The 23,161-nt window shown below is 37.0% G+C and carries 24 protein-coding genes and 1 other annotated feature; of the genes, 8 read left to right on the top strand and 16 right to left on the bottom strand.

Translation table 11 applies throughout. The annotated features are described in order from the left end of the window. Nucleotides 1-59: 59 nt before the first annotated feature. Nucleotides 60-1,907, bottom strand: a complete 1,848-nt coding sequence (locus QNH48_RS07985) for a monovalent cation:proton antiporter family protein (RefSeq protein WP_283954471.1) — start codon at nt 1,905-1,907, stop codon at nt 60-62. Between the two features lie 72 nt (nt 1,908-1,979). Here QNH48_RS07985 and prpE point away from each other — a divergent pair, with 72 nt between their 5' ends. Continuing rightward, nucleotides 1,980-2,720: a bis(5'-nucleosyl)-tetraphosphatase PrpE gene (gene prpE, locus QNH48_RS07980; protein WP_133371681.1), complete on the top strand. Its 741-nt coding sequence runs from the start codon at nt 1,980-1,982 to the stop codon at nt 2,718-2,720. A gap of 75 nt (nt 2,721-2,795) precedes the next feature. On the opposite strand, the gene QNH48_RS07975 is transcribed toward prpE, so the two are convergent. Genes QNH48_RS07975 through QNH48_RS07960 form a run of 4 tightly spaced genes read right to left on the bottom strand, consistent with a single transcriptional unit; the run spans nt 2,796 to nt 5,590 of the window. Next, the gene (locus tag QNH48_RS07975; RefSeq protein ID WP_283954470.1) at nt 2,796-3,695 is read right to left on the bottom strand and encodes an RluA family pseudouridine synthase; all 900 of its coding nucleotides are present in this window, start codon (nt 3,693-3,695) and stop codon (nt 2,796-2,798) included. 26 nt (nt 3,696-3,721) lie between these two features. Further along, nucleotides 3,722-4,522 (bottom strand): NAD kinase, encoded by an 801-nt coding sequence (locus QNH48_RS07970; RefSeq protein WP_095249773.1) that lies wholly within the window; start codon nt 4,520-4,522, stop codon nt 3,722-3,724. Between the two features lie 39 nt (nt 4,523-4,561). After that, nucleotides 4,562-5,200 (bottom strand): GTP diphosphokinase, encoded by a 639-nt coding sequence (gene yjbM / locus QNH48_RS07965; protein ID WP_283955714.1) that lies wholly within the window; start codon nt 5,198-5,200, stop codon nt 4,562-4,564. Between the two features lie 30 nt (nt 5,201-5,230). Next, nucleotides 5,231-5,590, bottom strand: coding sequence for a UPF0738 family protein (locus tag QNH48_RS07960; protein ID WP_283954469.1), 360 nt, complete (start codon nt 5,588-5,590; stop codon nt 5,231-5,233). A 120-nt stretch (nt 5,591-5,710) separates the two neighbouring features. Here QNH48_RS07960 and QNH48_RS07955 point away from each other — a divergent pair, with 120 nt between their 5' ends. The 3 genes from QNH48_RS07955 to QNH48_RS07945 all read left to right on the top strand — a co-directional run bounded on the left by QNH48_RS07955 (nt 5,711) and on the right by QNH48_RS07945 (nt 7,625). Next, nucleotides 5,711-6,283, top strand: coding sequence for a CYTH domain-containing protein (locus QNH48_RS07955; protein WP_283954468.1), 573 nt, complete (start codon nt 5,711-5,713; stop codon nt 6,281-6,283). Between the two features lie 71 nt (nt 6,284-6,354). After that, entirely contained in the window at nt 6,355-6,762 is a 408-nt protein-coding gene (locus QNH48_RS07950; protein WP_283954467.1) for a globin domain-containing protein, read from the top strand. Next, on the top strand, nt 6,759-7,625 hold the full coding sequence (locus QNH48_RS07945) for a ClpXP adapter SpxH family protein (protein WP_283954466.1): 867 nt from the start codon (nt 6,759-6,761) through the stop codon (nt 7,623-7,625). The genes QNH48_RS07950 and QNH48_RS07945 overlap by 4 nt, the downstream gene beginning before the upstream one ends. Before the next feature lie 494 nt (nt 7,626-8,119). On the opposite strand, the gene pepF is transcribed toward QNH48_RS07945, so the two are convergent. From pepF to spxA, 5 genes are all read right to left on the bottom strand, one after another. Further along, nucleotides 8,120-9,937: an oligoendopeptidase F gene (pepF, locus tag QNH48_RS07940; protein ID WP_283954465.1), complete on the bottom strand. Its 1,818-nt coding sequence runs from the start codon at nt 9,935-9,937 to the stop codon at nt 8,120-8,122. 136 nt (nt 9,938-10,073) lie between these two features. Next, nucleotides 10,074-11,270, bottom strand: a complete 1,197-nt coding sequence (locus QNH48_RS07935; protein WP_283954464.1) for a competence protein CoiA — start codon at nt 11,268-11,270, stop codon at nt 10,074-10,076. 100 nt (nt 11,271-11,370) lie between these two features. After that, nucleotides 11,371-12,882: a cardiolipin synthase gene (cls, locus tag QNH48_RS07930; protein ID WP_283955713.1), complete on the bottom strand. Its 1,512-nt coding sequence runs from the start codon at nt 12,880-12,882 to the stop codon at nt 11,371-11,373. Nucleotides 12,883-12,951: 69 nt separating this feature from the next. Further along, on the bottom strand, nt 12,952-13,623 hold the full coding sequence (gene mecA / locus QNH48_RS07925) for an adaptor protein MecA (RefSeq protein ID WP_283954463.1): 672 nt from the start codon (nt 13,621-13,623) through the stop codon (nt 12,952-12,954). Nucleotides 13,624-13,919: 296 nt separating this feature from the next. Next, entirely contained in the window at nt 13,920-14,315 is a 396-nt protein-coding gene (gene spxA, locus QNH48_RS07920; protein ID WP_045519743.1) for a transcriptional regulator SpxA, read from the bottom strand. A 510-nt stretch (nt 14,316-14,825) separates the two neighbouring features. Here spxA and QNH48_RS07915 point away from each other — a divergent pair. Both QNH48_RS07915 and trpS read left to right on the top strand, forming a co-directional pair. After that, nucleotides 14,826-15,011: a hypothetical protein gene (locus tag QNH48_RS07915; RefSeq protein ID WP_095249784.1), complete on the top strand. Its 186-nt coding sequence runs from the start codon at nt 14,826-14,828 to the stop codon at nt 15,009-15,011. 60 nt (nt 15,012-15,071) lie between these two features. Further along, nucleotides 15,072-15,315: a binding site (T-box leader), on the top strand. Nucleotides 15,316-15,369: 54 nt separating this feature from the next. Beyond that, nucleotides 15,370-16,359 carry a tryptophan--tRNA ligase gene (trpS, locus tag QNH48_RS07910; RefSeq protein ID WP_095249785.1) on the top strand — a complete coding sequence of 330 codons (990 nt, stop codon included), beginning with the start codon at nt 15,370-15,372 and terminating at the stop codon, nt 16,357-16,359. Between the two features lie 36 nt (nt 16,360-16,395). On the opposite strand, the gene QNH48_RS07905 is transcribed toward trpS, so the two are convergent. From QNH48_RS07905 to QNH48_RS07890, 4 genes are all read right to left on the bottom strand, one after another. Next, nucleotides 16,396-17,142, bottom strand: coding sequence for a YjbA family protein (locus QNH48_RS07905; RefSeq protein WP_283954462.1), 747 nt, complete (start codon nt 17,140-17,142; stop codon nt 16,396-16,398). 93 nt (nt 17,143-17,235) lie between these two features. Continuing rightward, nucleotides 17,236-18,045, bottom strand: a complete 810-nt coding sequence (locus QNH48_RS07900; protein ID WP_283954461.1) for a DUF2268 domain-containing putative Zn-dependent protease — start codon at nt 18,043-18,045, stop codon at nt 17,236-17,238. 112 nt (nt 18,046-18,157) lie between these two features. Beyond that, the gene (fabF, locus tag QNH48_RS07895; protein WP_095249788.1) at nt 18,158-19,399 is read right to left on the bottom strand and encodes a beta-ketoacyl-ACP synthase II; all 1,242 of its coding nucleotides are present in this window, start codon (nt 19,397-19,399) and stop codon (nt 18,158-18,160) included. 48 nt (nt 19,400-19,447) lie between these two features. After that, nucleotides 19,448-20,380 (bottom strand): beta-ketoacyl-ACP synthase III, encoded by a 933-nt coding sequence (locus QNH48_RS07890; RefSeq protein WP_283954460.1) that lies wholly within the window; start codon nt 20,378-20,380, stop codon nt 19,448-19,450. Between the two features lie 185 nt (nt 20,381-20,565). Here QNH48_RS07890 and QNH48_RS07885 point away from each other — a divergent pair, with 185 nt between their 5' ends. Beyond that, a complete protein-coding gene (locus tag QNH48_RS07885; RefSeq protein ID WP_095249790.1) occupies nt 20,566-20,793 on the top strand; it encodes a hypothetical protein in 228 nt (75 codons plus the stop codon). Between the two features lie 344 nt (nt 20,794-21,137). Here QNH48_RS07885 and QNH48_RS07880 read toward each other — a convergent pair whose 3' ends face one another. Both QNH48_RS07880 and QNH48_RS07875 read right to left on the bottom strand, forming a co-directional pair. Further along, nucleotides 21,138-21,950 carry a hypothetical protein gene (locus QNH48_RS07880; RefSeq protein WP_283954459.1) on the bottom strand — a complete coding sequence of 271 codons (813 nt, stop codon included), beginning with the start codon at nt 21,948-21,950 and terminating at the stop codon, nt 21,138-21,140. Nucleotides 21,951-22,031: 81 nt separating this feature from the next. Next, a complete protein-coding gene (locus tag QNH48_RS07875) occupies nt 22,032-22,754 on the bottom strand; it encodes a lipase family protein (RefSeq protein WP_133371671.1) in 723 nt (240 codons plus the stop codon). A gap of 208 nt (nt 22,755-22,962) precedes the next feature. Here QNH48_RS07875 and QNH48_RS07870 point away from each other — a divergent pair, with 208 nt between their 5' ends. Then, complete coding sequence (locus QNH48_RS07870; RefSeq protein WP_095249794.1) at nt 22,963-23,148, top strand: YjzD family protein; 186 nt, start codon at nt 22,963-22,965, stop codon at nt 23,146-23,148. The last annotated feature ends 13 nt before the right edge of the window (nt 23,149-23,161 follow it).

Here is a 23,161-nt window from a genome sequence, read left to right as displayed (position 1 = left end):
AGTTTACACTATTTATTAACAAATGAAAAGTATCAGCTTTTCTCAAGGATATTCCTCCCTTAGAATTCTAATTCCCTTTTTAGCTCATCTACATACTCTTTTGACCCCGTTACAATCAAACGATCATTTAGGAGCAGTTCCGTATCACCATGTGGTACAATCGAATCCTTTCCTCGAAATATACGAACAAAAATAACATCTCCTGTAAACGGAAACCTTCTTAGCGTCATTCCGTCGTACTGCTCATTTTGCATTCTTATTTCATAAAGCGAGCTTTCTTGATTGGTTAATATGTTCATTACACTTGGTGTTTCAATTAATGCCCGCAACAATGTTTTCGTTGACATGAAGGATGAGAAAACTTCAATTTCATTTTCTCTCAGACTTTGCTCAAATTCGGGACTTTCAATACGAACAATTACCCTGGAAACACCCATTTCCTTAGCCTTCAATGCTAAGCTTGCATTTGTCTGATCCTGGCCAGTGGAAATGACAACAATATCCGTTTGAAAAATCTTATTCGTTTCAATTGTTTCTAACGAATAATCAAAAATCTCAACGATATCAAATAATGAATTAGAGATAAGTTTATCTGATTTGTCCATTCTTGTATGATAGAGGGTTGGTTCATATAAACCTGATTTTAGTTCCCTTGAAACAGGAAGCGTAACTTGGTTTGCACCTAAAAATGCAATTCTTACTTTTGGATTGGCACCCACTTCTTTTGGGAACAATTTCTTAAAGGCTATCGGTGTAAAAATGGAAGTGATGACGGCAACGAGAATAAGGGTTCCACTCATCTCCGGAGTAATGACCTCCATACGCTCTCCAATTGTCGCCGCTGCAATTACTAACGATAGTGTAGACGTAAGTAAGAAACCCGATGCAAGCACTGTTTTTGTATCATACCAGATTTTCAATAGATATACTGGGACTATCTTTGATAGCAGAAGTCCTAATAATAAAAGCGGTATTAATAACAAAAGCTTTCTATCCGCAAATAAAGACCAAACATCTAGTTCCACACCAATCATTACAAAAAAGATTGGTATTAAGAAACCATAACCAAAGGAATCTAGTTTATGGATTAGTTCTTGATTTGGAGATAGAAGAGATACCAATACGCCTGCCAGGAAAGCTCCTAGGATATTTTCTGCACCTACTGTTTCTGAGAGTCCAACTAATACTATAATGAGCATAAATACTGCACGGGTTCCGATTTGTACAGTCCCTTTTGACAATGATTCAAGCAAGGGACGATTTTTAAAACGTTTACCAACAAAATACAAAACAACACCAGCAGCAAACAATATAAGCAGAAGCCATGTATTCCCTTGTCCTGGATCATAAATTGACACAAATATGGCCAAGAGGATCATGGTCACTAAATCAGCCACCACTGCAACCAATAGTATGATTTGGCCAATGTTGGATTTCATCAGGTGTGCTTCTTTTAAAGTCGGAACCACAACCCCTAGGGATATCGTTGATATTATGAGCGTCATTAAAAATGCGTTGTCTATAAAACCTGCAAATACAAACAAATAGGATAACAACAGGGAAATAATAAATATACCAATAAAAATGATAAATGAGGCCAAGAAGGTGTTCGGTTCCTTTTTACCATTTGGAAGTGTATTTTGTTTCTTCCCTCCTGTGAAGGCAGTAAAATCAATTTCTAATCCACTAAGAAACATGAGGAAAATAAAGCCAAGTGTCGAAAGTGTTGATAACCACATATCTTCATGAACTACATTGAAGCCGCTTTTCCCAATCACAAGTCCCATAATTATTTCTGCAACTACAACCGGGATAAAATATAATTTTAATCGGTGTAGTAAAATTGGGGTTACAAAAGCAACCGTCACTACCACCAGTAAAGATATTACAGAAGCATGTTGTTCCATAAATGGCCTCCTTCATTTCTTTTTATAAAAATCACTAAACAAACAAAAAATAAAAATAAGGGGGAATATTCCATGAAAATTGATATCATCGGAGATATACATGGCTGTTTGCCAGAATTTGAAGCTTTAACTAAGAAGTTGGGTTACCAGTGGAGTGATGGAATCCCGTCTCATCCCGAAAACAGGCTGTTAGGTTTTGTTGGCGATTTAACGGATCGCGGTCCATCTTCTCTAAAGGTTGCTGAAATAGTATGGCGACTGGTAATAGAGCAGAAAAAGGCATTTTACACACCTGGAAACCATTGTAATAAACTGTATCGTTACTTTCTTGGGAATAAGGTTCAGGAAACCCATGGGCTTGAAACAACTGTAGCAGAATTCAAATCACTGCCACGAAAAGAACAGCAAACCACTAAAAGGAAATTCATCGAACTCTATGAAAAATCGCCGCTTCATTTAATAGTAGATCAAGATAAGCTAGTTATTGCCCACGCTGGGATCAAAGAAGAATTTATCGGCAAAACAAACTCTAAAGTGAAGACGTTTGTCCTTTATGGAGATATTACAGGTGAGAAAAACCCAGATGGTTCTCCTGTAAGAAGAGATTGGGCTAAGCAGTATGCTGGTAAGCCTTTAATCGTTTATGGTCACACACCGGTAAGAGAACCAAGAGTTATTAATAATACCTATAATATTGATACTGGAGCTGTTTTTGGGGGTAAGTTAACTGCCCTCCGGTACCCAGAGTTGGAAATAGTTTCTGTAGATTCTACTATGCCATACATAGGAGAAAAATTTAAAGACTTTGCTTAAAAATAGGGTAAATAATCCTATCAACATCGACAAATTTCCTAGGAAATCACCAAAAAACGCAAAAAGGCTGACATTCTAGGAGTCAGCCTTTATTAATACATTCAAATCTTCAGGAAGGTTTAATGTGAAATTCATATCCTGGCCACTAAATGGGTGAGGAAAATGAATCTTTTTACAATGTAGTGCCTGCCGATTAATCAGCGTTTGGTTACCCCCGTATAGGTCATCTCCCAATAAGGGGTGCCCAATAAAAGACATGTGAACCCTAATTTGATGTGTTCGACCAGTCTTTAGCTGTAATTCAACATGTGTAAACTCTTTATATCTATTAAGTACCTTGTAATGGGTGCACGCATATTGCCCGTCACTCCGTACCTCTCTTTCAATAATACTGTCCAACTTTCTTCCAATCGGCTCCTCAATTGAACCTTCTTCGAGTACAAGATTACCCTCTGCAAGTGCTTCATATGTTCTTTTTATATTACCATTTTTCTGTTGTTTGCTTAGTAGATGATGAACATGGCGATGCTTTGCAATTAAGACAATACCAGAAGTATCTCTATCCAAACGGGTGACAATATGAGAGGTAGCTCTTATTCCAATTTCTTCATAGTATCCTATCAAGGCGTTAGCCAGACTTCCTGTGGGATGTTCTCGCGATGGAATGGTACTCATGCCAGCAGGTTTGTTAACAATCAGTAAATATTGGTCTTCAAAAAGAATCTCCAATGGGATTTTTTCCCCTGCTGCCCCTGCACTTGGGTTTTCAGGAGGAAAAATAACGGTTAAGAATTCACCCTCTTTTAACACATAACGAACATTCACTTCAATGTCATTCACCAGAATTTTCCCGCCATTAAATTTAATATCCGTTAGAGCAATTCGAGATATCTCTTCTTCTTTCAAGAATTCCTTAATCATTCGGCCTGCTTGCTGTTTATTAACTTCCCACTGAAGTTGAAAACCTGATATCATGATGTTTTTTCCTCCAGCTATTAGGATTAATCGGAATCCGATATAAATGAATCATGGACCCTCTTCCAAAAAGGAAATGGACGAAAACGAGCAAAGCGAATTTTTTCATCTGGCACCCTGAATTGAATTGATTTTACATCTTTATGAAGTAAAGTAAGATGATCAACCGTTACTTGGAAATCTACCCGATTAACTGGTTTCAGCATACAAGTATGATGGGATGGCAGGATTAGAGGTGATCCAACCGTTCGAAAAACGCGATTATTTATTGAAGCCATCTCTGCAACCTGTAATGCAGATATCGATGGATGGATAATAGCCCCACCAAGTGCTTTATTGTAAGCAGTACTGCCTGATGGCGTGGAGACACATAAACCATCCCCTCGAAACCGTTCAAAGTGCTGCCCGCGTATTTCCACATCCATAACCAATGTCCCTTCAACACTTTTGACAGTTGATTCGTTTAGTGCAAGATATCTGGATTCCTTACCTGCATGCTGGTAACGGATGATTACTTCAATTAATGGATATTCAACAACCTGATATGGTGTCTTGGCAATCGCAATGACGAGCTTCTCAATTTCATCAGGTGTCCAGTCAGCATAAAAACCTAAATGTCCAGTATGAATACCAACAAAAGCGGTCTTATCCAAGCGGCTGCTGTATCGGTGAAAAGCATATAGAAGTGTCCCGTCGCCTCCAATTGAGACGACAATATCTGGTTGGTCCTCGTCGTAAATAAGATCAAAGTCCAGTAAATACGTTCTCATCTTGTGCATTAAGATATTCGACTTTTGATCTCCTTTGGATGTAATGGCAAATTTCATCATCGTATACTCCTTGTACTGAAATTTACAAAAGCTCTATCAGCTTTTCTCTTCTTGTTTAAACTCTTTATTTCTCGTAAAAAACGCTTGGGCCTCTTGGATTTCACCACGAATCAATGACATTTCTTCATCTAAACGAAATGCTGCTTCCGCAGCTCGCTGGAGCCTCATTTGAATATCAGTTGGGAAAATCCCTTTATATTTATAACTCAATGTGTGTTCAATTGTTGCCCAAAAGTTCATCGCTAAGGTTCTTATTTGTATTTCAGCAAGAATCCTTTTTTCTCCATGAATTGTTTGAACAGGATACATGATAACTACATGGTAAGAGCGATATCCACTTGTCTTTTTGTATGAAATATAATCCCTTTCCTCAACAATTTGAAGATCATTTCGATTTCTTAATAAGCTAACAACATGATGAATGTCGTCTACAAATTGACACATGATTCGCATTCCAGCAATATCCTGCATTTCTTCTTCCAATTTATCTAGTGGAATACCCTTTTGATTTGCTTTATCAAGGATACTTGCAATTGGCTTAACTCTCCCCGTCACAAATTCAATTGGTGAATGGCTGGAATCTAGCTCAAATTGTCCTCTCATCCCTTTTAATTTTATTTTCAACTCTGACACTGCCTGTTTATATGGAGCTAAAAACTGGTCCCAATGCTTCATCATTCCACCCCAATGACAACTATAATATGTTTAAAAAATCTCTTCTACTTTCGTGACCATTTCTGCACCATAATTACTATTGCCTCTTATGTTGGTTATTAGTTCAGATAATTCCTCATAGAAATTTGTTAATTCCAATTGTTCATCTTCAAAAAGAATCCACACTGGAATTGGTTGTTCTAGTACCTTTTTTAACCAAGGCCAAATTGGCTCTTTCATGTCGATATATGTATAACCCTCTAGATTTTCCAGTAAATAAACAAAAGAAAATTCTTTAGAATCAACAAGAATTTGTTCTGCGGGGCTTAACCCGCTAATGGACTCACTTGCATATAAATTTAATTTACTATTCAAAAAGTTCGCTTTTGTAATTGTTATTCTTTTATTCATCCTTTTTACCTCCACTATTCACTCCCTTATTTTAGCATAATCTATCCATTTCTCCCAAGAATTGCGGTTTAACTTAAAGCTAAGATACAATAAATATATGTTAGGAAAGGAATGGACCTGATGTCAGAGACAATCGAAATTGAATTTAAGAACTTACTTACTAAAGTTGAATATGAAAATCTTCTTAAAACATTTAATGTTAAGGAAAAGGATATTGTCATGCAATCAAATCATTACTTCGACACACCGGAATTTGCTTTAAAGAACCTAGGTTCTGCCCTAAGAATCAGAGAAAAAAAGAATAACTTTGAATTGACGTTAAAACAACCGGCAGCTGTTGGACTTTTAGAAACGACACAACTTTTATCTGCAAATGAGTTTAAGGCAGCCATTCAACAGCAGATATTCCCAAAGGGAATTGTCCAGGAACGAATAGAACAATTAAAAATTGCATTTAACAAAATTGTATATTTTGGATCTCTCACAACCAAAAGAGCTGAATTCCCCTACAAAGAGGGTTTACTTGTATTGGATCATAGCTTTTATTTAAACAAAGAAGACTATGAGATTGAATACGAAGTGGAAGATTTCCAAAGTGGACAACTTGTATTTCAAGGACTACTTAAACAATATGAAATACCTATACGAAAAACTCAGAATAAGATTGCTCGGTTTTACCAGCAAAAATTATAAGCGGTTTATTTGAGATATGAATTTAGCATTGATAAAATAAAGATACAAACATATTCAAAGGAGTTGTCAACATGAATGAGAAAAAGCCTACTCCATATGAGGCCCTTGGCGAAGCTGCTCTACATCGTCTCGTGGATACTTTTTATGGTCTAGTTGCACAACATCCTGATCTTGCTCCAATCTTTCCAAATGACTTTTCAGAAATTGCCCGAAAACAAAAGCAATTTTTAACACAATATTTGGGAGGACCACCATTGTATACAGAGGAGCATGGTCATCCGATGATGCGTGCACGACATTTGCCTTTTCCCATTACTCCTGCTCGTGCAAAGGCATGGCTTTCATGCATGACACAAGCGATGGACAAGACTGGTTTAGAGGGTCCATTTAGGGATGAATTTTATTCTAGGCTCTATCTTACTGCTCAGCATATGATTAATAAGCCTGATGGCAGTGAGATACCGGGTGAAAATTCGTGAGTATTCCTGGATTCACTTCAAGGCCAAACTCCTACAGTTATGACAAGAAGCCGCTTGAAATATATATGTTCATCGATCCTTTATGCCCAGAGTGTTGGGCACTTGAGCCTATCTTAAAAAAATTACACATTGAATATGGCAGATATTTTTCCATAAAACATGTGTTAAGTGGTCGTATCGCAAATTTAAATGTCAGCAAAAAGAAAAATTATGAAGTGATTGCGGAATTATGGGAAAAGACAGCAAGCAGATCAGGGATGTCCTGTGATGGAAGCCTTTGGTTAGAAAATCCAGTAGCTTCCCCGTATATAGCCTCTGTTGCAATAAAGGCAGCTGAGCTGCAAGGCAGACGAGCAGGCATACGGTTTCTACGCAAGCTGCAGGAAAAACTTTTTATCGATAAACAAAACATCTCCCATATTGAAGTATTAACATCCTGTGCTGAAAATGCAGGATTAGATGTAGAGGAGTTCATATCCGATTTTCATTCTGAAAGCGCGGCTAAAGCATTCCAGTGTGACCTAAAAATCACCACTGAGATGGAGGTACAAGAAATACCGACGCTTGTATTTTTTAACGAGAATGCAGAGGATGAGGGCATTAAAATTACCGGGCCCTACCCTTATGAAGTCTATGTGCAAATTCTTGAAGAAATGCTTTCTGTAGAGCCTGAAAAAAATCAGCCGCCCCCTTTAGAAAAATTTCTGGAGTATTTTAAACTAGTAGCTTCTAAAGAAATTGCCGTAGTTTATAATTTGTCAATCTCTCAAGTAGAGCGAGAAATGAAACAATTGCTTTTACTTCAAAAGGTGGAACAACTTCCGGCAAAGTATGGAACATTCTGGCGGTATCTTGAAGACTAATCCAATCGCAGTGACTTCTTAAACGTGAAAAGACCTTGCAGCCAAACTGCAAGGTCTTTTTCTATTTTATACGAACAAAGGGGATGGGAGAAATTTTTCACGGTCAAACAAAGGGGTATATGTTTGTTGTGACTAACTTCACGTATAGAATATACCATGTGGCAGAACCCATTGACAATGTGATTGTGTGTTATTTCACATAATTGTCAAAATCATATTAACCTAATGTGGACAATAAACTATAACTAGGTTGAAACACGATTTTCTCAAAAAGGTGGAATACATTATGAAAAACTTGCCTGTTATCCTCATGATTCTCTTTATTTTTTGTGGATTTTCCCTTCACATTTTAGCCTTAATGAAGGTTTTCCCATTACTAATTAGCATTCCGCTATTTTTCATTGGGATCTTTACTCTTCTGTTCTATTTGAATGACAGAAAAAGATTTAGAGGATTTTAAAGGGATGGTACACATGGTACCATCCCTTTCCTCTTTAAGATAATAACTGCTCTAATTCATTTAATTTCTCTTCAAATACTTTACATGCATCCTTAATCGGGTCAGCGCTAGTCATATCCACACCGGCTTTCTTAAGAACTTCGATTGGGTAGTCAGAGCTTCCAGAACTTAAGAAATCGATATAGCGTTTAACAGCAGGCTCACCTTCCTCTAAGATTTGCTTACTTAATGCAGTAGCTGCACTAAAGCCGGTAGCATATTGATACACATAATAATTGTAATAGAAATGAGGAATTCGAGCCCATTCTAAGTCGATTTCTTCATCAATCACAATATCCTCATCACCAAAATACTTCTTATTTAATGCATAATATTCACTCGTTAATAAATCGGCTGTCAGCGCCTCATTATTTTGAGCTTTTTGATGGATTAAATGCTCATATTCTGCAAACATGGTTTGACGGAATACAGTGCCTCTGAATCCTTCTAAATAATGGTTTAATAAATAGATTCTTTTTTGTTCATCATCAATCGTTTTCAATAAATAATCATTTAAAAGTGCTTCATTACAGGTTGAGGCTACCTCAGCAACAAAAATAGAATAGTTTCCATACGGGTATGGCTGATTCTTTCTTGTATAGTAGCTGTGAACGGAATGACCAAATTCATGAGCCAATGTAAATAAGTTATTCACATTATCCTGCCAATTCATTAGGATATAAGGATTGGTGCCATAAGCCCCAGAAGAATAAGCACCGCTGCGCTTTCCTTTATTCTCATGAACATCTACCCAGCGGTTTTCAAATCCTTCTTTTAAGATTTGTGAATACTCCTCCCCTAATGGAGCGAGGCCTTTTACAACAAGCTCCTCCGCCTGTTTGTAAGGGATTTCCATTTTAACGTCTTTTACTAGAGGTGTATATAAATCATACATATGCAATTCGTTAACACCTAATACTTTTTTCCGAAGTTTAACGTAGCGGTGCAATAAATGTAAATTATCGTTTACCGTGTTAACTAAATTATCATAGACGCTTTCAGGAATATTATTGGCTGATAGTGCCGCATGCCTTGCAGAGTCGTATTTTCTAATTCTTGCATTAAAATTATCCTTTTTTACATTGCCGCTTATTGTGCTGGCAAAAGTATTTCGGAAGTTTCCATACGTTTCGTAAACAGCCTTAAACGCGTCTCGACGAACGTTTTGATTTCCACTTTCAAGAAATCGGATGTAACGTCCATGAGTAATTTCAACCTCTTCACCATTTTCATCTTTAACAGAAGGGAATTTTAAATCAGCGTTATTTAACATCCCGAAGGTATTACTAGATGCATCCATCACTTCACTTGCTTCAGCTAACAAGGCTTCCTGCTCTGCAGACAAGACGTGTGGTCTTTGAAGGTTAATTTCCTCAATGGCATGCTCATAAAGCTTTAATTCATCCTTCTCATTTAAAAATCCATTCACCTTATTTTCCTCAAGAGCAAGAATTTCAGGGACAATGAATGCTAATTGACTGCCTGCTTGAGAGTAAAGGTTTTTCATCCTATCATCTAATCCCTGGTAAAAGGAATTAGTCGTATCCTGGTCATAGCGCATATGGGCGTATGTATAAAGCTTTCCAATTCTCTCAAGAAGCTTATCTTGAAATTGAAGCGCATTATAAAGCGTATCAGCACTCTCTCCAAGTTTCCCTTCAAATTCCTTAATCCCAGAAATCTGGTTTTTTACTTCTTGAAATTCTTGTTCCCATTCTTGATCACTTGAAAATATATCTTCTAATTTCCATGTATCTTCAACAGGTATTTCACTTCTAGCAGGCAATGCTTTTACTGCAGCTTCATTTGCCATATTTCTTCCTCCATTCAACTTTTTTTCTGGTTACGTTAAAGTTAATTACCCCTTTTTATATTCTCCTTTTTTCATGCGATTTCCTTTAATAAAATAAGATTTACCCATTATATTATGCCCTAAAGTGCTATTTCATTTATGTTTTTGCTAGGATGGTCCTATTTTTTTGAATAAATTCGTTCCTTCTTTCTTCCTTTTCTCGGTTTGTTTTGGGGATGTAAATCCTATTTTGTAGTTGGTACGTCGTTTCGTTTCTTTTTATAACGATGCCAAGTCTCTCTAGTTGAAGAAAATACTCTTTCACCGCTAAAAAGGATGTTTCTCTTGGAATTTGAGGCAGTTTCCTTATCGTAATCTCCTTGGTTTTAATTCTATCGTTAAAATTTCTTTCAACCTCTTTCAGATTAATAAGATCATTGGGTGATTTGTCCTCCAAGGCGTCTAAATACAAATAGGTTTGCCAGACAATTGCAGGTGTTTGGATTAGAAGAGAATGGTGAACAGGTAAACCGATTTCCGGGGGAAGCAAATATAAGTTGAGGTTATGATGATAAATTTCGCGAAGAAAACGATTTTGGTCGGGACTAGGATGAAGTGACCAATACATGGTAGATTTCTCATGTTCATTTAACCATTTAGAGAAGTTTGAGTGAGCGATCCATTTGGGTGTTAAAATATCCTCAATTCCGGCATTTTGAATAGAAAAATGAAGGGAATTTGCGATTGTATTTTTTATCGAATAAGGAAGAATTGAACTGAGGATTTGGAACTGTTTTTCTTCGGGGCAATAAGAAGGAAGTAACAACTGTCTGCCCTTTGTTTCTCTTAAAAAGAAATAATGGAAGTTTGACAGGGAGAAAACATTACTCCTTTTTGCTTTTATATGATTACCGCCTATAATCCAAAGTGGGATATAATTCTGTTGAAAGTAGGAATCCGTTCGTTTGATAAATATTTCTTCTGTTATGGGTGAACATTGAAATTCCAATGCATATTTGTTTCCATCATAATGGAACATGATATCAGGGCGCTGCCCGATGATGTGATCAAAATATTCTAATTCTGCAGGGATTTGCTGCTCTTTAAGCCATTGGTAGAGCTGGAGCTTTCCTTCCATATGATAAATTGTTTCACTTTCAAAAATATCCCTACAAACCGTTCCGCTTCGATGAGAAAAGTGGTAAATTCGTTGATTGCCCAATTTAAGAGAAACGGCTTCCCCACAGACCGGACAAAAAAACTTCTCCGTTTTCCGTAGAGATAATAGATTCTCCTTCCTATAATGATTACCTAAGCTAAATGTTGTTCCTGAACTTGTTTTAGCATTTAACAAATTAATATCAGCCTCCTTTTGCTTCTTACATTCGTTGCACTTTACAAAAAACCCTGTTTTAACCAAAAAGAAAACTCGCCAATTTGACGAGTTTGTGAACTTAAAGAAGCGGTGAAAGTAACCTTGCTGTTGACTCAATTAACCGCAAGCCAATATGCCTCTTCCTAAATGAGATTAATTCAAGCTCCTTAGCATATTCTAAATCATTAATATATTCTGCCACTAGCTTCTGGGTACTTTTTGTACGAAATAAAAAAGCATTAACCTCAAAATTCAAATGAAAGCTGCGCATATCCATATTTGAAGTCCCTATAGAGGCAAGTTCATGATCAACAATGACAATTTTACTATGCATAAACCCGCGTTCATATTCGTATACCTTAACGCCTGCTTCCAATAGCTCTGGAAAATAAGAACGTGAGGCATGGAAGACAATTCGTTTGTCAGGCCGGTTGGGTACAAGCAATCTCACATCAATCCCGCTAAGGGCAGCCACTTTTATCGCGGAAAAAATGTCCTCATCAGGGATAAAGTATGGTGAGGCAATCCAAACAGACTCTTTTGCAGATGTAATCATCGAGAAAAAAATATTTTTTATTACACTCCATTCATTATCCGGACCCCCGGCAATTAGCTGAACTCCACCATGGTTTTTTTCATCTATTTGAGGAGACAAATATTCTGCCGTTAAGAAGCTATGATTGGTCATGTAATACCAATCTTGTAAAAAAATCAGCTGCAATGATCGAACGGCTTCCCCTCTTAACATTAAATGGGTGTCTCGCCAGAAGCCATATGTTTGATTCCTGCCTAAGTATTCGTCACCGATATTTAGTCCGCCGACAAACCCAATCATTCCATCAATCACAATTATTTTCCGATGATTTCTGAAATTAAATTTATTATTTAAAAATGGCAGTTTTACAGGACCGAAACATACTGTTTCTATTCCAGCGTTTTTTAGCTCATTGATATACTTTTTCGATAATTTCCATGAACCCACTGCATCGTATAGAAACCGGACTTCAACCCCTTGTGCTGCCTTTTCAATTAAAATTTCTTTAATTTCTTGTCCAATCCGATCATCCCGGACAATATAATACTCAATATGGATGTGATGTCTGGCTCTATTCAATTGCTCAAGAATGTGATGAAAGGTTTCCTCCCCGTTGGTTAATACCTTCGTTGACGTATCAAAGGAGATGGGACTGTTCCCCAATTTTTGCGCCAAAGTAAATAGCCTTGCTTGGTGCTCGGCCATTAATCCAAGTTTTTCTTCACCTCGCGGGTCATTTTCACCCTCCACGGTCAAAAAAGCTTGTTTATCAAGAAAATATTTCTTCCGATACATTTTCTCCTTACGATAATTCCTTCCGAAAAGTAAATAGAAAAAGAAACCTACTAGAGGAAAGCTCCCCAATACAACTAACCAGGTTATAGTTTGTGTTGGATGTCGATTCTCTAAAAAAATAACGAATGAAATAAAAATGACAGACAACGTTATTAAAAGACTCAGAAAACCAAATACCCCATCATTTATATACTCCTTAAAGAAAAACATAAGTACGGATAGAACCAGTACAAACAATACAACCCTTACCGTGTTTTTCAGTCTCATCACCCTCAAAAAGAATTTAACCTATGTAAAAAATACCGATTTCAATAATCGAAATCGGTACGTTTATTTGAAATGCTTTCTTATTACAGCAAATACATTTTCAGCTATTATCTCTTTACCATACTCCTGGATTCGATGGATGGTTAACTGTGTTTCATAACCATATTCTAACAGGATACTTAGGATATCATCGATTTCGTCCTCTTCAAACAAATCTTCAGGAAACTCAGTATATAAATAATATTTATTATCAAAGTTGTACAATACAGTGATTAAATCATCAAGTCCGCCTCGATTTGACAACATAATGACGTCTTCAAAATCTTTGAAAGCAATTAAAAACTCTAAAGACTCTTCTTCAAGTAAAAGGTCGTCATCGTCACGTTGTCCAGGGTTGAAATGCTGATCCAAGATATCTTCAATATTGCCATCAATAGGCAAATCCTTTAATTTTTCATTTGGAATTGGAAGCTCAAACTTTTGTCCATCCTTTGAAACCTGTGCCTTCGTCACAAGAATTTCCAGCCCTTTTTCTAAAGCCTGCACTTGAATCCACAGAGGTCCTTCCACAACAAACTCTTCTTCTTGATGGACTTCATCCATCATTTCCCAAAAAAGTTCTTCACTTCGCTCCCGATTGTACCAAATTTCTTCACGATCAAAGCCTCGTTCTTCTATATCACCATAAGAGATGTAAAACTTAACTGTATTCTCATTAATTCGTTCGATTTCCATCTTTACCTCTCCCTTCCGTTTCCATATTGAAGGGACAAAATACCCCCAGCAGACAATGCTTTTTAGCAATTTCCCAAAGAATTATAGTAATGTCAAAAAGAATATAATCCTTGTACTTTCATTTTATGACAAAAGTATTAATTTGGGAAATAAAATTACCTTTAATTGCAAAAACCATTAATTTGCCTATTAATTAGATATTCCTTACATTGTAACAAAATGACAGAGAAATCTCAAATTAAATGGCATCAAGAGTAGAAAAAAAGCCTTCAGAATGAAGGCTTGATCATTTTAGTTTAATTCACCATACGCTGTGCTTCTCTTAATTGGAAAGTTCGAACTCTCCTCGGTAGAAACCGTCTAATTTCATCCTCATTATAGCCAACCTGCAAACGCTTTTCGTCGATAATAATAGGACGACGTAATAGTCCAGGGTTAGCTTTAATTAATTCAAATAAGTCCTGCAATGGCATTGTGTCTAGGTTCACATCTAATTTTTGAAATGTCTTAGACCGTGTAGAAATAATTTCATCTGTACCGTCTTCTGTCATTCGAAGAATTTCTTTAATTTCTTCAATTGACAATGGCTCAGAAAAAATATTTCGCTCAGTATATGGGATTTCATGTTCTTCTAACCATGATTTTGCTTTTCTGCATGATGTACAACTTGGTGAAGTGTATAATGTTACCATTCGTCTCCACACTCCTCTTTTTAATACAATCCAAATCTATTGTAAATCCATCTATGTTTCCTAAATTAAAATTATTATAAATAAGTAATTTATATCATTAATTATACACCACTGTCTCTAAAAAAGGTATCCTTTTTTCAAAATTTATTGAATGTCCAATTAGTAGCTTTTATTATTAGTTTCTTATATATTAGACGAAAATATCGCAAAAAGGTTTCATAATTTCATAAGCTTTTAATCTTGTCATGATAAACAAACAGCCTTATATAATTTTCGCTTTAATTATTATTTTTATGTAGGTATTCACAGATAATGATGAAACTAAAATCACGTCAATTTTCTCAATTAAAATCTCGGGATTGAAAACGCATTCATTTTTTTGTAACTTTATCTCTTTTTATTCTTTTTCCTCTTTTAATAACCATCAAGTTCTTTTAAAATGAACATGAGGGATTTTACACTACAAACTGTTAATCATTTTTTTTGATTTGGAAAAATGGAGGTTTTATCATGGGTGGGTACATAGCTGATTTATCAATGGTTGCAATTCTTATTATTGGGATTACTGCCTTTATGGGTGTAATAACGAATGGATTCGGTGAAAAGGTCTTCGGAGGAAAAAAACGCTCTGAATTCGTTGAACAAAGCGCAAGGTTCCAAACAAGGTGGAAAAGTGTCGGCGGGAAGAAGAAGTAACACTTAACTGACTTGATTACCAGTATATATTTATTTATAATAGATATAAATAAATTATTAGCTTTAGCGATGAGAAAGAGTAGTACGTATTTTTAACCGATTCAGAGAGTTTGTGGCTGGTGGAAACAAACACGGAAAAATACCGAATGGACTTTTGAGCTTCTTTTCCGAACTTCTATTGAAATAGTAGGAAGAGACGTTTTCCTTGCGTTAAAAGGATACCAGACTATCATCAGGATGGTTCTGGAAATGAGTGACTCTTTTGAGTAATTTAGGGTGGTACCGCGAACCATTCGTCCCTATCGTTGTGGGGACGAATGGTTTTTTTATTTATATATATATTAGGAGGAAATCGGTCATGAAAACAATATTTTCAGGAATTCAGCCAAGTGGTACGATTACAATTGGAAATTATATTGGGGCTATGATGCAATTTATAGAATTGCAAAATGATTATAACTGCTACTTTTGCATCGTCGATCAACATGCGATAACTGTACCACAGGATCGTTTGGAGCTTCGAAAAAACATTCGCAGTTTGGCTGCGCTGTATCTGGCTGTTGGTATTGATCCAGAAAAGGCAACCTTATTTATCCAGTCAGAGGTTCCAGCACATGCGCAGGCAGGATGGTTGATGCAATGTATTTCCTATATTGGTGAATTGGAGAGAATGACTCAATTTAAGGATAAGTCTGCTGGTAAGGATGCGGTTTCAGCAAGTTTACTAACCTACCCTCCATTAATGGCTGCTGACATCCTCTTATACAATACCGATCTAGTCCCTGTTGGAGACGACCAGAAGCAGCATATGGAATTAACGCGCGACTTAGCGGAAAGATTCAATAAAAAATATGGGGAGATTTTAACCATACCAGATATTCGTCTTCCTGAAGTTGGTGCGAGAATCATGTCACTGCAGGAGCCAACAAAGAAAATGAGCAAATCTGATTCAAATAAGAAAGCTTTTATCACCCCATTAGATGAACCAAACCAAATTACGAAGAAAATCAAAAGTGCTGTAACAGACTCAGAGGGAATTGTTAAATTTGATAAGATTAATAAGGCTGGAATATCTAATTTGCTATCTATTTATTCCATACTAGGCAATAAGACTATCCCAGAGCTTGAAGAAATGTATCATGGCAAGGGCTATGGGGATTTCAAAGGTGATTTAGCTGATGTAGTCGTAAATGTATTTAAACCGATCCAAGAAAAATATAATAACTTAATGGAATCCAGCGAACTCGACAGGATTTTAGACGAAGGTGCTGAAAAGGCAAACCAAGTTGCCAGCAAAACCCTTAAGAAAATGGAAAATGCAATGGGACTAGGAAGAAAGAGAAGATAAAAAAGGCACGGCCGCGAATCAATCGCGGCCGTGTTTTTAATTTACTTTCGGTCCATGCTCCATTTCCCATAGCTTTTCAAAAAATGGCTGACCTTTTATTAGGTTTTCACAAAATGTCTCATGACGTCTTGACCAACCGTATTTTGTTTCCTCAAACAACTGCTGCCAAGCACTTTCAAAATTCAATTCCTGAATGGCTGAATATCGCTCAGGACACCATTCAGTAAACCAATATCGAACTTCTGCTTCATTCTTTGATGTATGTAATTGATCTAGTGCCATAAATAAAAGCTGTTTTAGCTGACGCTCTTTTCGCGTAAGTCCAGTCATCAAATCAGGCTCAGGTGATAAAATATGAAAATCCTTATCCACTGAAATCTTTTGGAAATGATATTGTTTTGCTTCGTGAGCTGCAATCATTTCATACACTAGCTGCTCTTGCCTTGGAATTAACCTGCTCTTTCTAATTGGTATCGAATAACCAATTGTATCGACGGCTAATATCCCCACTCCATCTGTCACCACAAAGCAGTACTCGAGTTGCACTCTTTCATGGTTTTTTCTTAAATAGGCCTTTTGAAAAATATCATCTAGAAGCTGTTGAGGTAACTCTGAGAGATCGTTCTCAATATAATTATAGAGAATCGGTTCAACTTTTAACAAAGGAGCTTGGTCTAACAGCTCAACACCGTCATCTTTGCGCCATTCATGAAAGTGGCACACATTATATCCGTTTTCTTCACCTTCAAACCAATTTACCCAAACATCATGAAGATACAACATTGTACAACCCCTCACTTCAAGAAACTGTTTGTCAATCAGTATGGGCAGACATAAGTTAATTTATTCCTGAGATGGAATGTATAAAAAAAAAGCCTATTTTTTTCGGCCTTTTTTAGTTTGGTTATCTTCAGTGAGTAAATATTTCTTTGCTGGTAGTGTAAAGGTTATTTTTGTAGAGTAAGAATGAACTTTATAATAATCTTCAACAATTTTAAAACCGGCTGCGTACCCGAGTAACTTAGGAAATCTTCCTTCTCCAAATAATAAATCATCGTGTTTTCTTGAACCCTTTTTTAAATCCAAATTGTCATGCAAATAATTTTCCCACCAATTTTCTAATTCTGTATCCGTATACAGCGTACACCAATCCGCTAAATAGTTTCTCCCACAGTGAACTAAAACAGAGTATTCTGCAAGCCCTTCAATTATGATTGAATCCAGCAAGGTATACTCTTCGAATCTTTTAGATTGCTTTTTTAATCTGCAAATATGATGGTATTCATGAACAAATAGTGCCTCTAACTCTTTAGATGTTATACGGTTCGAAAGAAATAAAAACATTTTATCTGGATAGGAGACTCCGCCCTTCACCTTTTCTGTTTGTCTAGAAAATAAACTTCTATCTTGGCCGATTGGAAACAGATAGATGGGAATATCTGGTCCTCCCCATTTCTTTTTATAATCCTGGAAAATAAATCCCACTTCTTTCCAAATGTTATTTTCTTTCAACGAAGTAAAAATTTCCTTGGTCATTCTTGATGGCCGATACATTCCAAATTCGATTAATTGATTATAAATTTTCGAAGCACTAAGCCCTTTGAAAGCAGGGAGCAGCTTTTCGCATATTTTTGTTGGACGATCAAACTCCTCCTCCAGCCATTTATCTGTTCGAATGATACCCATTTCCTCACTCCATACCTTTTTTTACATTTTATGAATGATATGAAAAGTGGTTCGGGTTGGTTGTCCTTATAAAAGAAAAAAACCCGACCAGGGGTTTTCCTGGTCAGGCTGCTTATTTTTCATATTTTTTGAAGACTATCGTTGCATTGTGACCGCCAAAGCCTAGAGAATTGCTCATTGCTGCTTTTATTTCTTTTTGACGTGCCTTATTTGGGACATAATCTAAATCACATTCTGGGTCTGCTGTCTCATAATTAATAGTTGGAGGAAGAATGCTCTCTTTCATAGCAAGTACAGTAAAGATCGCTTCAACACCACCTGCTGCTCCAAGAAGATGTCCTGTCATTGATTTGGTTGAACTAATGGCCAAATTGTATGCATGGACTCCAAATACTTCTTTCACTGCAAGTGTCTCAAATTTATCGTTATACTCAGTACTAGTACCATGAGCATTAATATAATCGATCTCTTCAATATTTAGTCCGGCATCATTAATCGCCATTTTCATCGCGCGCGCACCGCCTTCACCCCCAGGGGCTGGTGCTGTTATATGATATGCGTCACCAGTTGCACCATAGCCAACAATCTCAGCATATATTTTTGCACCACGGGCTAATGCGTGTTCTAATTCTTCAAGAACAATGATACCAGCACCCTCACCGATAACAAAGCCATCACGATTTTTATCAAATGGTCTGCTAGCACTCTTAGGATCTGGATTTGTTGAAAGAGCTGTATTCGCACAGAAGCCAGCTACTGACATTTTTGTAATCGGCGCTTCTGCTCCACCAGTAATCATGGCAATAGCGTCACCACGCTGAATGACTTTAAAGGCGTCACCAATTGAATTCGTTCCTGTTGCACATGCTGTTACCGTACAGGAATTAAATCCTTTTGCACCTAATCTGATTGAAACTTGACCAGTTGCCATGTCCGGAATTAGCATCGGAACAAAGAATGGACTTACCCTCCGGTATCCTCTTTTTTGAAAGATTTCGTATTGTTCTTCAAATGTTTCCATTCCACCAATCCCGGAACCAATCCACACTCCAATACGGTCCGCATTTTCATCAGTAATCGTTAGTTTTGCATCTTCAACAGCCATCAGTGCTGATGCAACCGCATACTGAGTAAAACGATCCATTTTTCTTGCGTCTTTTCTATCCATAAAGGTTTCCGGATTGAAGTCATTAATCTGTGCTGCAACCTTTGAAGGATACTCATCAGCATTCACTCTTGTTAAAGGTCCAATGCCAGACTTTCCTTCAATAATCCCTTTCCATGTTGTTTCAACATCGTTTCCAAGCGGAGTAACCGCTCCTAAACCTGTAACTACAACCCTGCGCTTTTCCATCGAGACATCTCCTTTATTACACTTCAATGTATATCAAGTAATTTCCTTCTATTTTCCCCATCTAAACGCGATTGCACCCCATGTTAAACCGCCGCCAAAACCAACCATAACAATAAGATCATCGTCTTTGATTTTTCCAGCCTCTATTTCCTCAACGAGAGAAATCGGAATAGACGCAGACGAAGTATTTCCGTATTTATGAACTGTCTTTGACATTTTTTCAACCGGCAGCTCCAGCCTTTGTCTAGAGGCCTCCATAATCCGGATATTGGCTTGGTGAGGGATTAAGAAATCAACATCATCTTTTGTCAGTCCAGCCTTTTCGAGAACATGAACACAACTTTCCCCCATCTGGCGCACCGCAAATTTAAAGACTTCCCGTCCATTCATAATAATATACTCATCTTGATAAAGATGCTTAGAACCAGTACCATCTGCACCCAGTTCAAACGAAAGAATTCCTCTACCTTCAGAAACCTCTCCAACGATAACAGCACCAGCACCATCTCCAAATAGTACTGCAGTGTTTCGGTCATTCCAGTCGGTTATCTTTGAAAGTTTTTCAACACCCACTACTAGAACATACTTATACGCTCCTGATTCAACAAACTGCTTTCCGGTAATAATACCGTACATAAAACCTGCACAGGCTGCACTAACGTCCATCGCTGCAGCCTTTTTCGCACCTAACCGTTCTTGAAGCATACATGCAACGGAAGGGAATGGCTGATCTGGCGTTACGGTTGCGACCAAAATTAAATCGATATCTTCCGGTGTGATTCCTGCATCTTCAATTGCCTTTTGTGCAGCTGCAAGCCCCATATCAGAAGTTTTTGTATTATCATCTGCGATACGGCGTTCTTCAATGCCTGTTCGAGTCCGAATCCATTCATCTGATGTATCCATAACTTTCTCTAAATCTGCATTTGTTACTATCTTTTCTGGTAAATACCTTCCAATACCAACAATTCCAGCGTTCAAGGAATCATCTCCTTATATAATTCATCTTTAATTATTATCAATTATTATGACTTGGTACTAATTTTATCAAATAAAAGTGTATTTAAGCAACATTTAATTCACCAGCCCCTGCTTTTGTCCATACCATTTGTTCATAAACTTCATAATCTAAAAGGAGAATGATTACAACAAGGAGGGGCTTAAATATGGGAAAAGAAAGTCATCGGGATGACCGCTTTTCAAGAATGATGTTTGGTGATAAAAGAGAGAGTATACGAGGCAATCACCATAGTGTTCCTGATTCAAATTCATCCTCACTAGATATTGAATCAATAATCGAAAATATAAGCAAATTGAGGGATTCCTCCCAAAACTTAAAACCATTAATTCAAATGGTTTATCCTTTCGTACAAGGGTTTTTGAAGAAAAAATAAGCTGCCGTTATATACGGCAGCTTTTAAATTTAGGCTCTGTTAAACATGGCTGTTGATTTGCGCTCCACTAAGGAAAGCTTCTTTGAATAATCTCCGCAGTGAAAGGCCGTCTCTGCCTGTCACGAGGCGCTTCGCTATCCGCAGGCGGTTCGGGAAGCCTCCTCGGCGCTAAAGCCGCCTGCGGGGTCTCCCCTGTACCGTCCTCCTGCAGGACATTGGATTACTTCCTCGAATCCGCCCACGCACGAAGAAAATGCGATAGCATTTTCGAGGAGTCTCGCGCCTTCCGCACAAATCAACAGAGTGCCAAAACCAATAATGAGCTTTAACATAGCCTAAATTTTTTAGCTATTTATTCGGTGAGTATGGTCAATTTGCTTCGTCAATCCCTCTGCAATAGAAACGGAATTTTTAACAGGAACTATGTTTATATTATCTTCCATGGTTTCCGCTTTTCTTTCGGTTGAAGCTTGTTCATTGATACGTAGGAAGGAAGCACATAAATTCCATTGATTGCTCTTCCCGCTTTGGAGTAAGTATCGTCCAGGCTGCTTGTTTTCGATTATTTCTATTATAGAATTCACTGTATCATCAACAAATATAGCGTCATTTGTCTCTTCCCGCAGTCCCCGAAACGGTTTTTTTCTATTCATATCAGTCAATATTGAGTTTTGAAACATAAAGGTATCTGGCTGCCATGTTCCAAATAAAGTTGGCAAATAGAGTAAATGGATATCTTGTTTCTGAGATTTTGCCCTATTTATGAAATCATCTATGACAATTTCAGCCTTTGATTCAAATACATTGGCTAACATTTGGCTAGGGGCAAGAATAACAATTTGTTCCCATTTGTTCTTACTAATTAAATTGATTAACATATCTTCGTTTAGTAAGTATTCTTCCTTATATCGCATATATAGGTCGTAAACAGAGAGTACAATTGTCTCGTTTTCGTATGAACCATTTAAAATATCCCCTGATGTAACCTCAGAAAAGTTAGCATTTCGTCCGATTTCTAATCTTTTCTCAATTAGAATTTCATAATCGTCTTCCGTTTCAATTTGTATTCCCTTAACTTCTATACCTTTATCCAGTAATGCTTTGCATACATGAAAGTTCACAAAGTCAAATACTCCGACCATAACGACCTTGTCCATTACACTTCCTGCCTCCCCGAGCTTCATTATTGAATCCTATGCGGCTTCATTCAGAAATATATCTCATCCGGGGAGGAAGTGTCATAGTACTTTCTCAAACTGATTGAAAAACTTTTTCATCATATTTCCAAGCTGCTGCTTTTTTTCAGGTACTATATAAGTTGGGCTAATATCTGTGTTAGCAAGTAATTGTTGTAACTGTTTTGATTGATTATATGATTTCCCACTAGACATAACATGGATAATCTTTATTGGTACACCAAATTGCAATTTCACTTCATCATCCATACTTTCTAGTTCCTTTACAAGCAAGAGTGGATCTATCTTATGGGCAGCAGTCACTTCCCGCACTAACTTTTTGTAAAAAAACTTATGTTCCTTTTCAAGTTCAATATGTTTTTTTAAGGAAAGTATCGGATTCAATAAAACCACTGATCTTAATTGGCCCTTCATCTTTTCCATTAATTTCACAGCAACAAGTGCGCCCATTCCCTCAGCTATTAGGTGTACTTTATTATTAAGGATCTCACTTCTTATAACTTGTTGATACAGCCTTTGTGCAAGGTCTACTGCTTGATCACTTCCCCAGTTTCGCCCATACAAATTTGAGGAAAAAATAGTATATCCTGATTCTTTCAATTGGTTGATAATGGCCAGTTTCCCTTCATTTTGAGTCCAAAAGCATTTGCTTTCGTCAACAAAATGTCTTTCATCTCCAATTATTAAAATTCCAAAACCTGTGGGCTTTCCAGGGTAATGGATGATATTCCACTGGGTATCCATCTGAAAATTCCGGTTCTCCATCGCTAAATCTCCTTTTACATATTTCCTCAAAATATTGTATGTGATTTCACATTAGATGAAAGGGAATATAGCCTAGCAAAAACGGATACCATCACTGTTTTTATCATAAATTTTAAGCTAATGGGTGATTGTCAATTTTTGCGTTTATTATTTGAAAAGCATATGGTAATATTATTAGAGATGATAAATAGGGTAGAGGTGAAAGATAGTGCGATACTTTTGGACTTTTTTCTGGGCGTTTGTTTTAGTGCAAATGCTTTCATATGTAGTTAGTTCAATGACAGAAGGTGGAGTTTTCGACTTCAAGTCAGGGGCAATTATTTCAGTTGGTGTTTTCATTTTAATCGTTATTGCAACGGCTGTACTTCCAAACGAACCTGTCGAGAAACATTAATTAGTATTAAAAG

The organism is Neobacillus sp. YX16 (assembly GCF_030123505.1).
In the GTDB taxonomy this organism is placed as follows: Bacteria; Bacillota; Bacilli; order Bacillales; family Cytobacillaceae; genus Neobacillus.
This window is presented reverse-complemented; position numbering and strand designations above follow the sequence as displayed.

Coding starts and splice junctions, on each gene's coding strand:
- QNH48_RS07970 (WP_095249773.1), bottom strand. CDS start 4,522: ATGAAATTTGCCATTACATCCAAAGGAGATCAAAAGTCGAATATCTTA.
- fabF (WP_095249788.1), bottom strand. CDS start 19,399: ATGGAAAAGCGCAGGGTTGTAGTTACAGGTTTAGGAGCGGTTACTCCG.
- QNH48_RS07975 (WP_283954470.1), bottom strand. CDS start 3,695: ATGATATCAGGTTTTCAACTTCAGTGGGAAGTTAATAAACAGCAAGCA.
- QNH48_RS07960 (WP_283954469.1), bottom strand. CDS start 5,590: ATGAATAAAAGAATAACAATTACAAAAGCGAACTTTTTGAATAGTAAA.
- QNH48_RS07905 (WP_283954462.1), bottom strand. CDS start 17,142: ATGTTGTATCTTCATGATGTTTGGGTAAATTGGTTTGAAGGTGAAGAA.
- spxA (WP_045519743.1), bottom strand. CDS start 14,315: ATGGTAACATTATACACTTCACCAAGTTGTACATCATGCAGAAAAGCA.
- QNH48_RS07985 (WP_283954471.1), bottom strand. CDS start 1,907: ATGGAACAACATGCTTCTGTAATATCTTTACTGGTGGTAGTGACGGTT.
- QNH48_RS07885 (WP_095249790.1), top strand. CDS start 20,566: ATGGGAAAAGAAAGTCATCGGGATGACCGCTTTTCAAGAATGATGTTT.
- mecA (WP_283954463.1), bottom strand. CDS start 13,623: ATGGAAATCGAACGAATTAATGAGAATACAGTTAAGTTTTACATCTCT.
- pepF (WP_283954465.1), bottom strand. CDS start 9,937: ATGGCAAATGAAGCTGCAGTAAAAGCATTGCCTGCTAGAAGTGAAATA.
- QNH48_RS07875 (WP_133371671.1), bottom strand. CDS start 22,754: ATGGAGAACCGGAATTTTCAGATGGATACCCAGTGGAATATCATCCAT.
- prpE (WP_133371681.1), top strand. CDS start 1,980: ATGAAAATTGATATCATCGGAGATATACATGGCTGTTTGCCAGAATTT.
- QNH48_RS07950 (WP_283954467.1), top strand. CDS start 6,355: ATGAATGAGAAAAAGCCTACTCCATATGAGGCCCTTGGCGAAGCTGCT.
- QNH48_RS07915 (WP_095249784.1), top strand. CDS start 14,826: ATGGGTGGGTACATAGCTGATTTATCAATGGTTGCAATTCTTATTATT.
- QNH48_RS07880 (WP_283954459.1), bottom strand. CDS start 21,950: ATGGACAAGGTCGTTATGGTCGGAGTATTTGACTTTGTGAACTTTCAT.
- QNH48_RS07900 (WP_283954461.1), bottom strand. CDS start 18,045: ATGGGTATCATTCGAACAGATAAATGGCTGGAGGAGGAGTTTGATCGT.
- trpS (WP_095249785.1), top strand. CDS start 15,370: ATGAAAACAATATTTTCAGGAATTCAGCCAAGTGGTACGATTACAATT.
- yjbM (WP_283955714.1), bottom strand. CDS start 5,200: ATGAAGCATTGGGACCAGTTTTTAGCTCCATATAAACAGGCAGTGTCA.
- QNH48_RS07955 (WP_283954468.1), top strand. CDS start 5,711: ATGTCAGAGACAATCGAAATTGAATTTAAGAACTTACTTACTAAAGTT.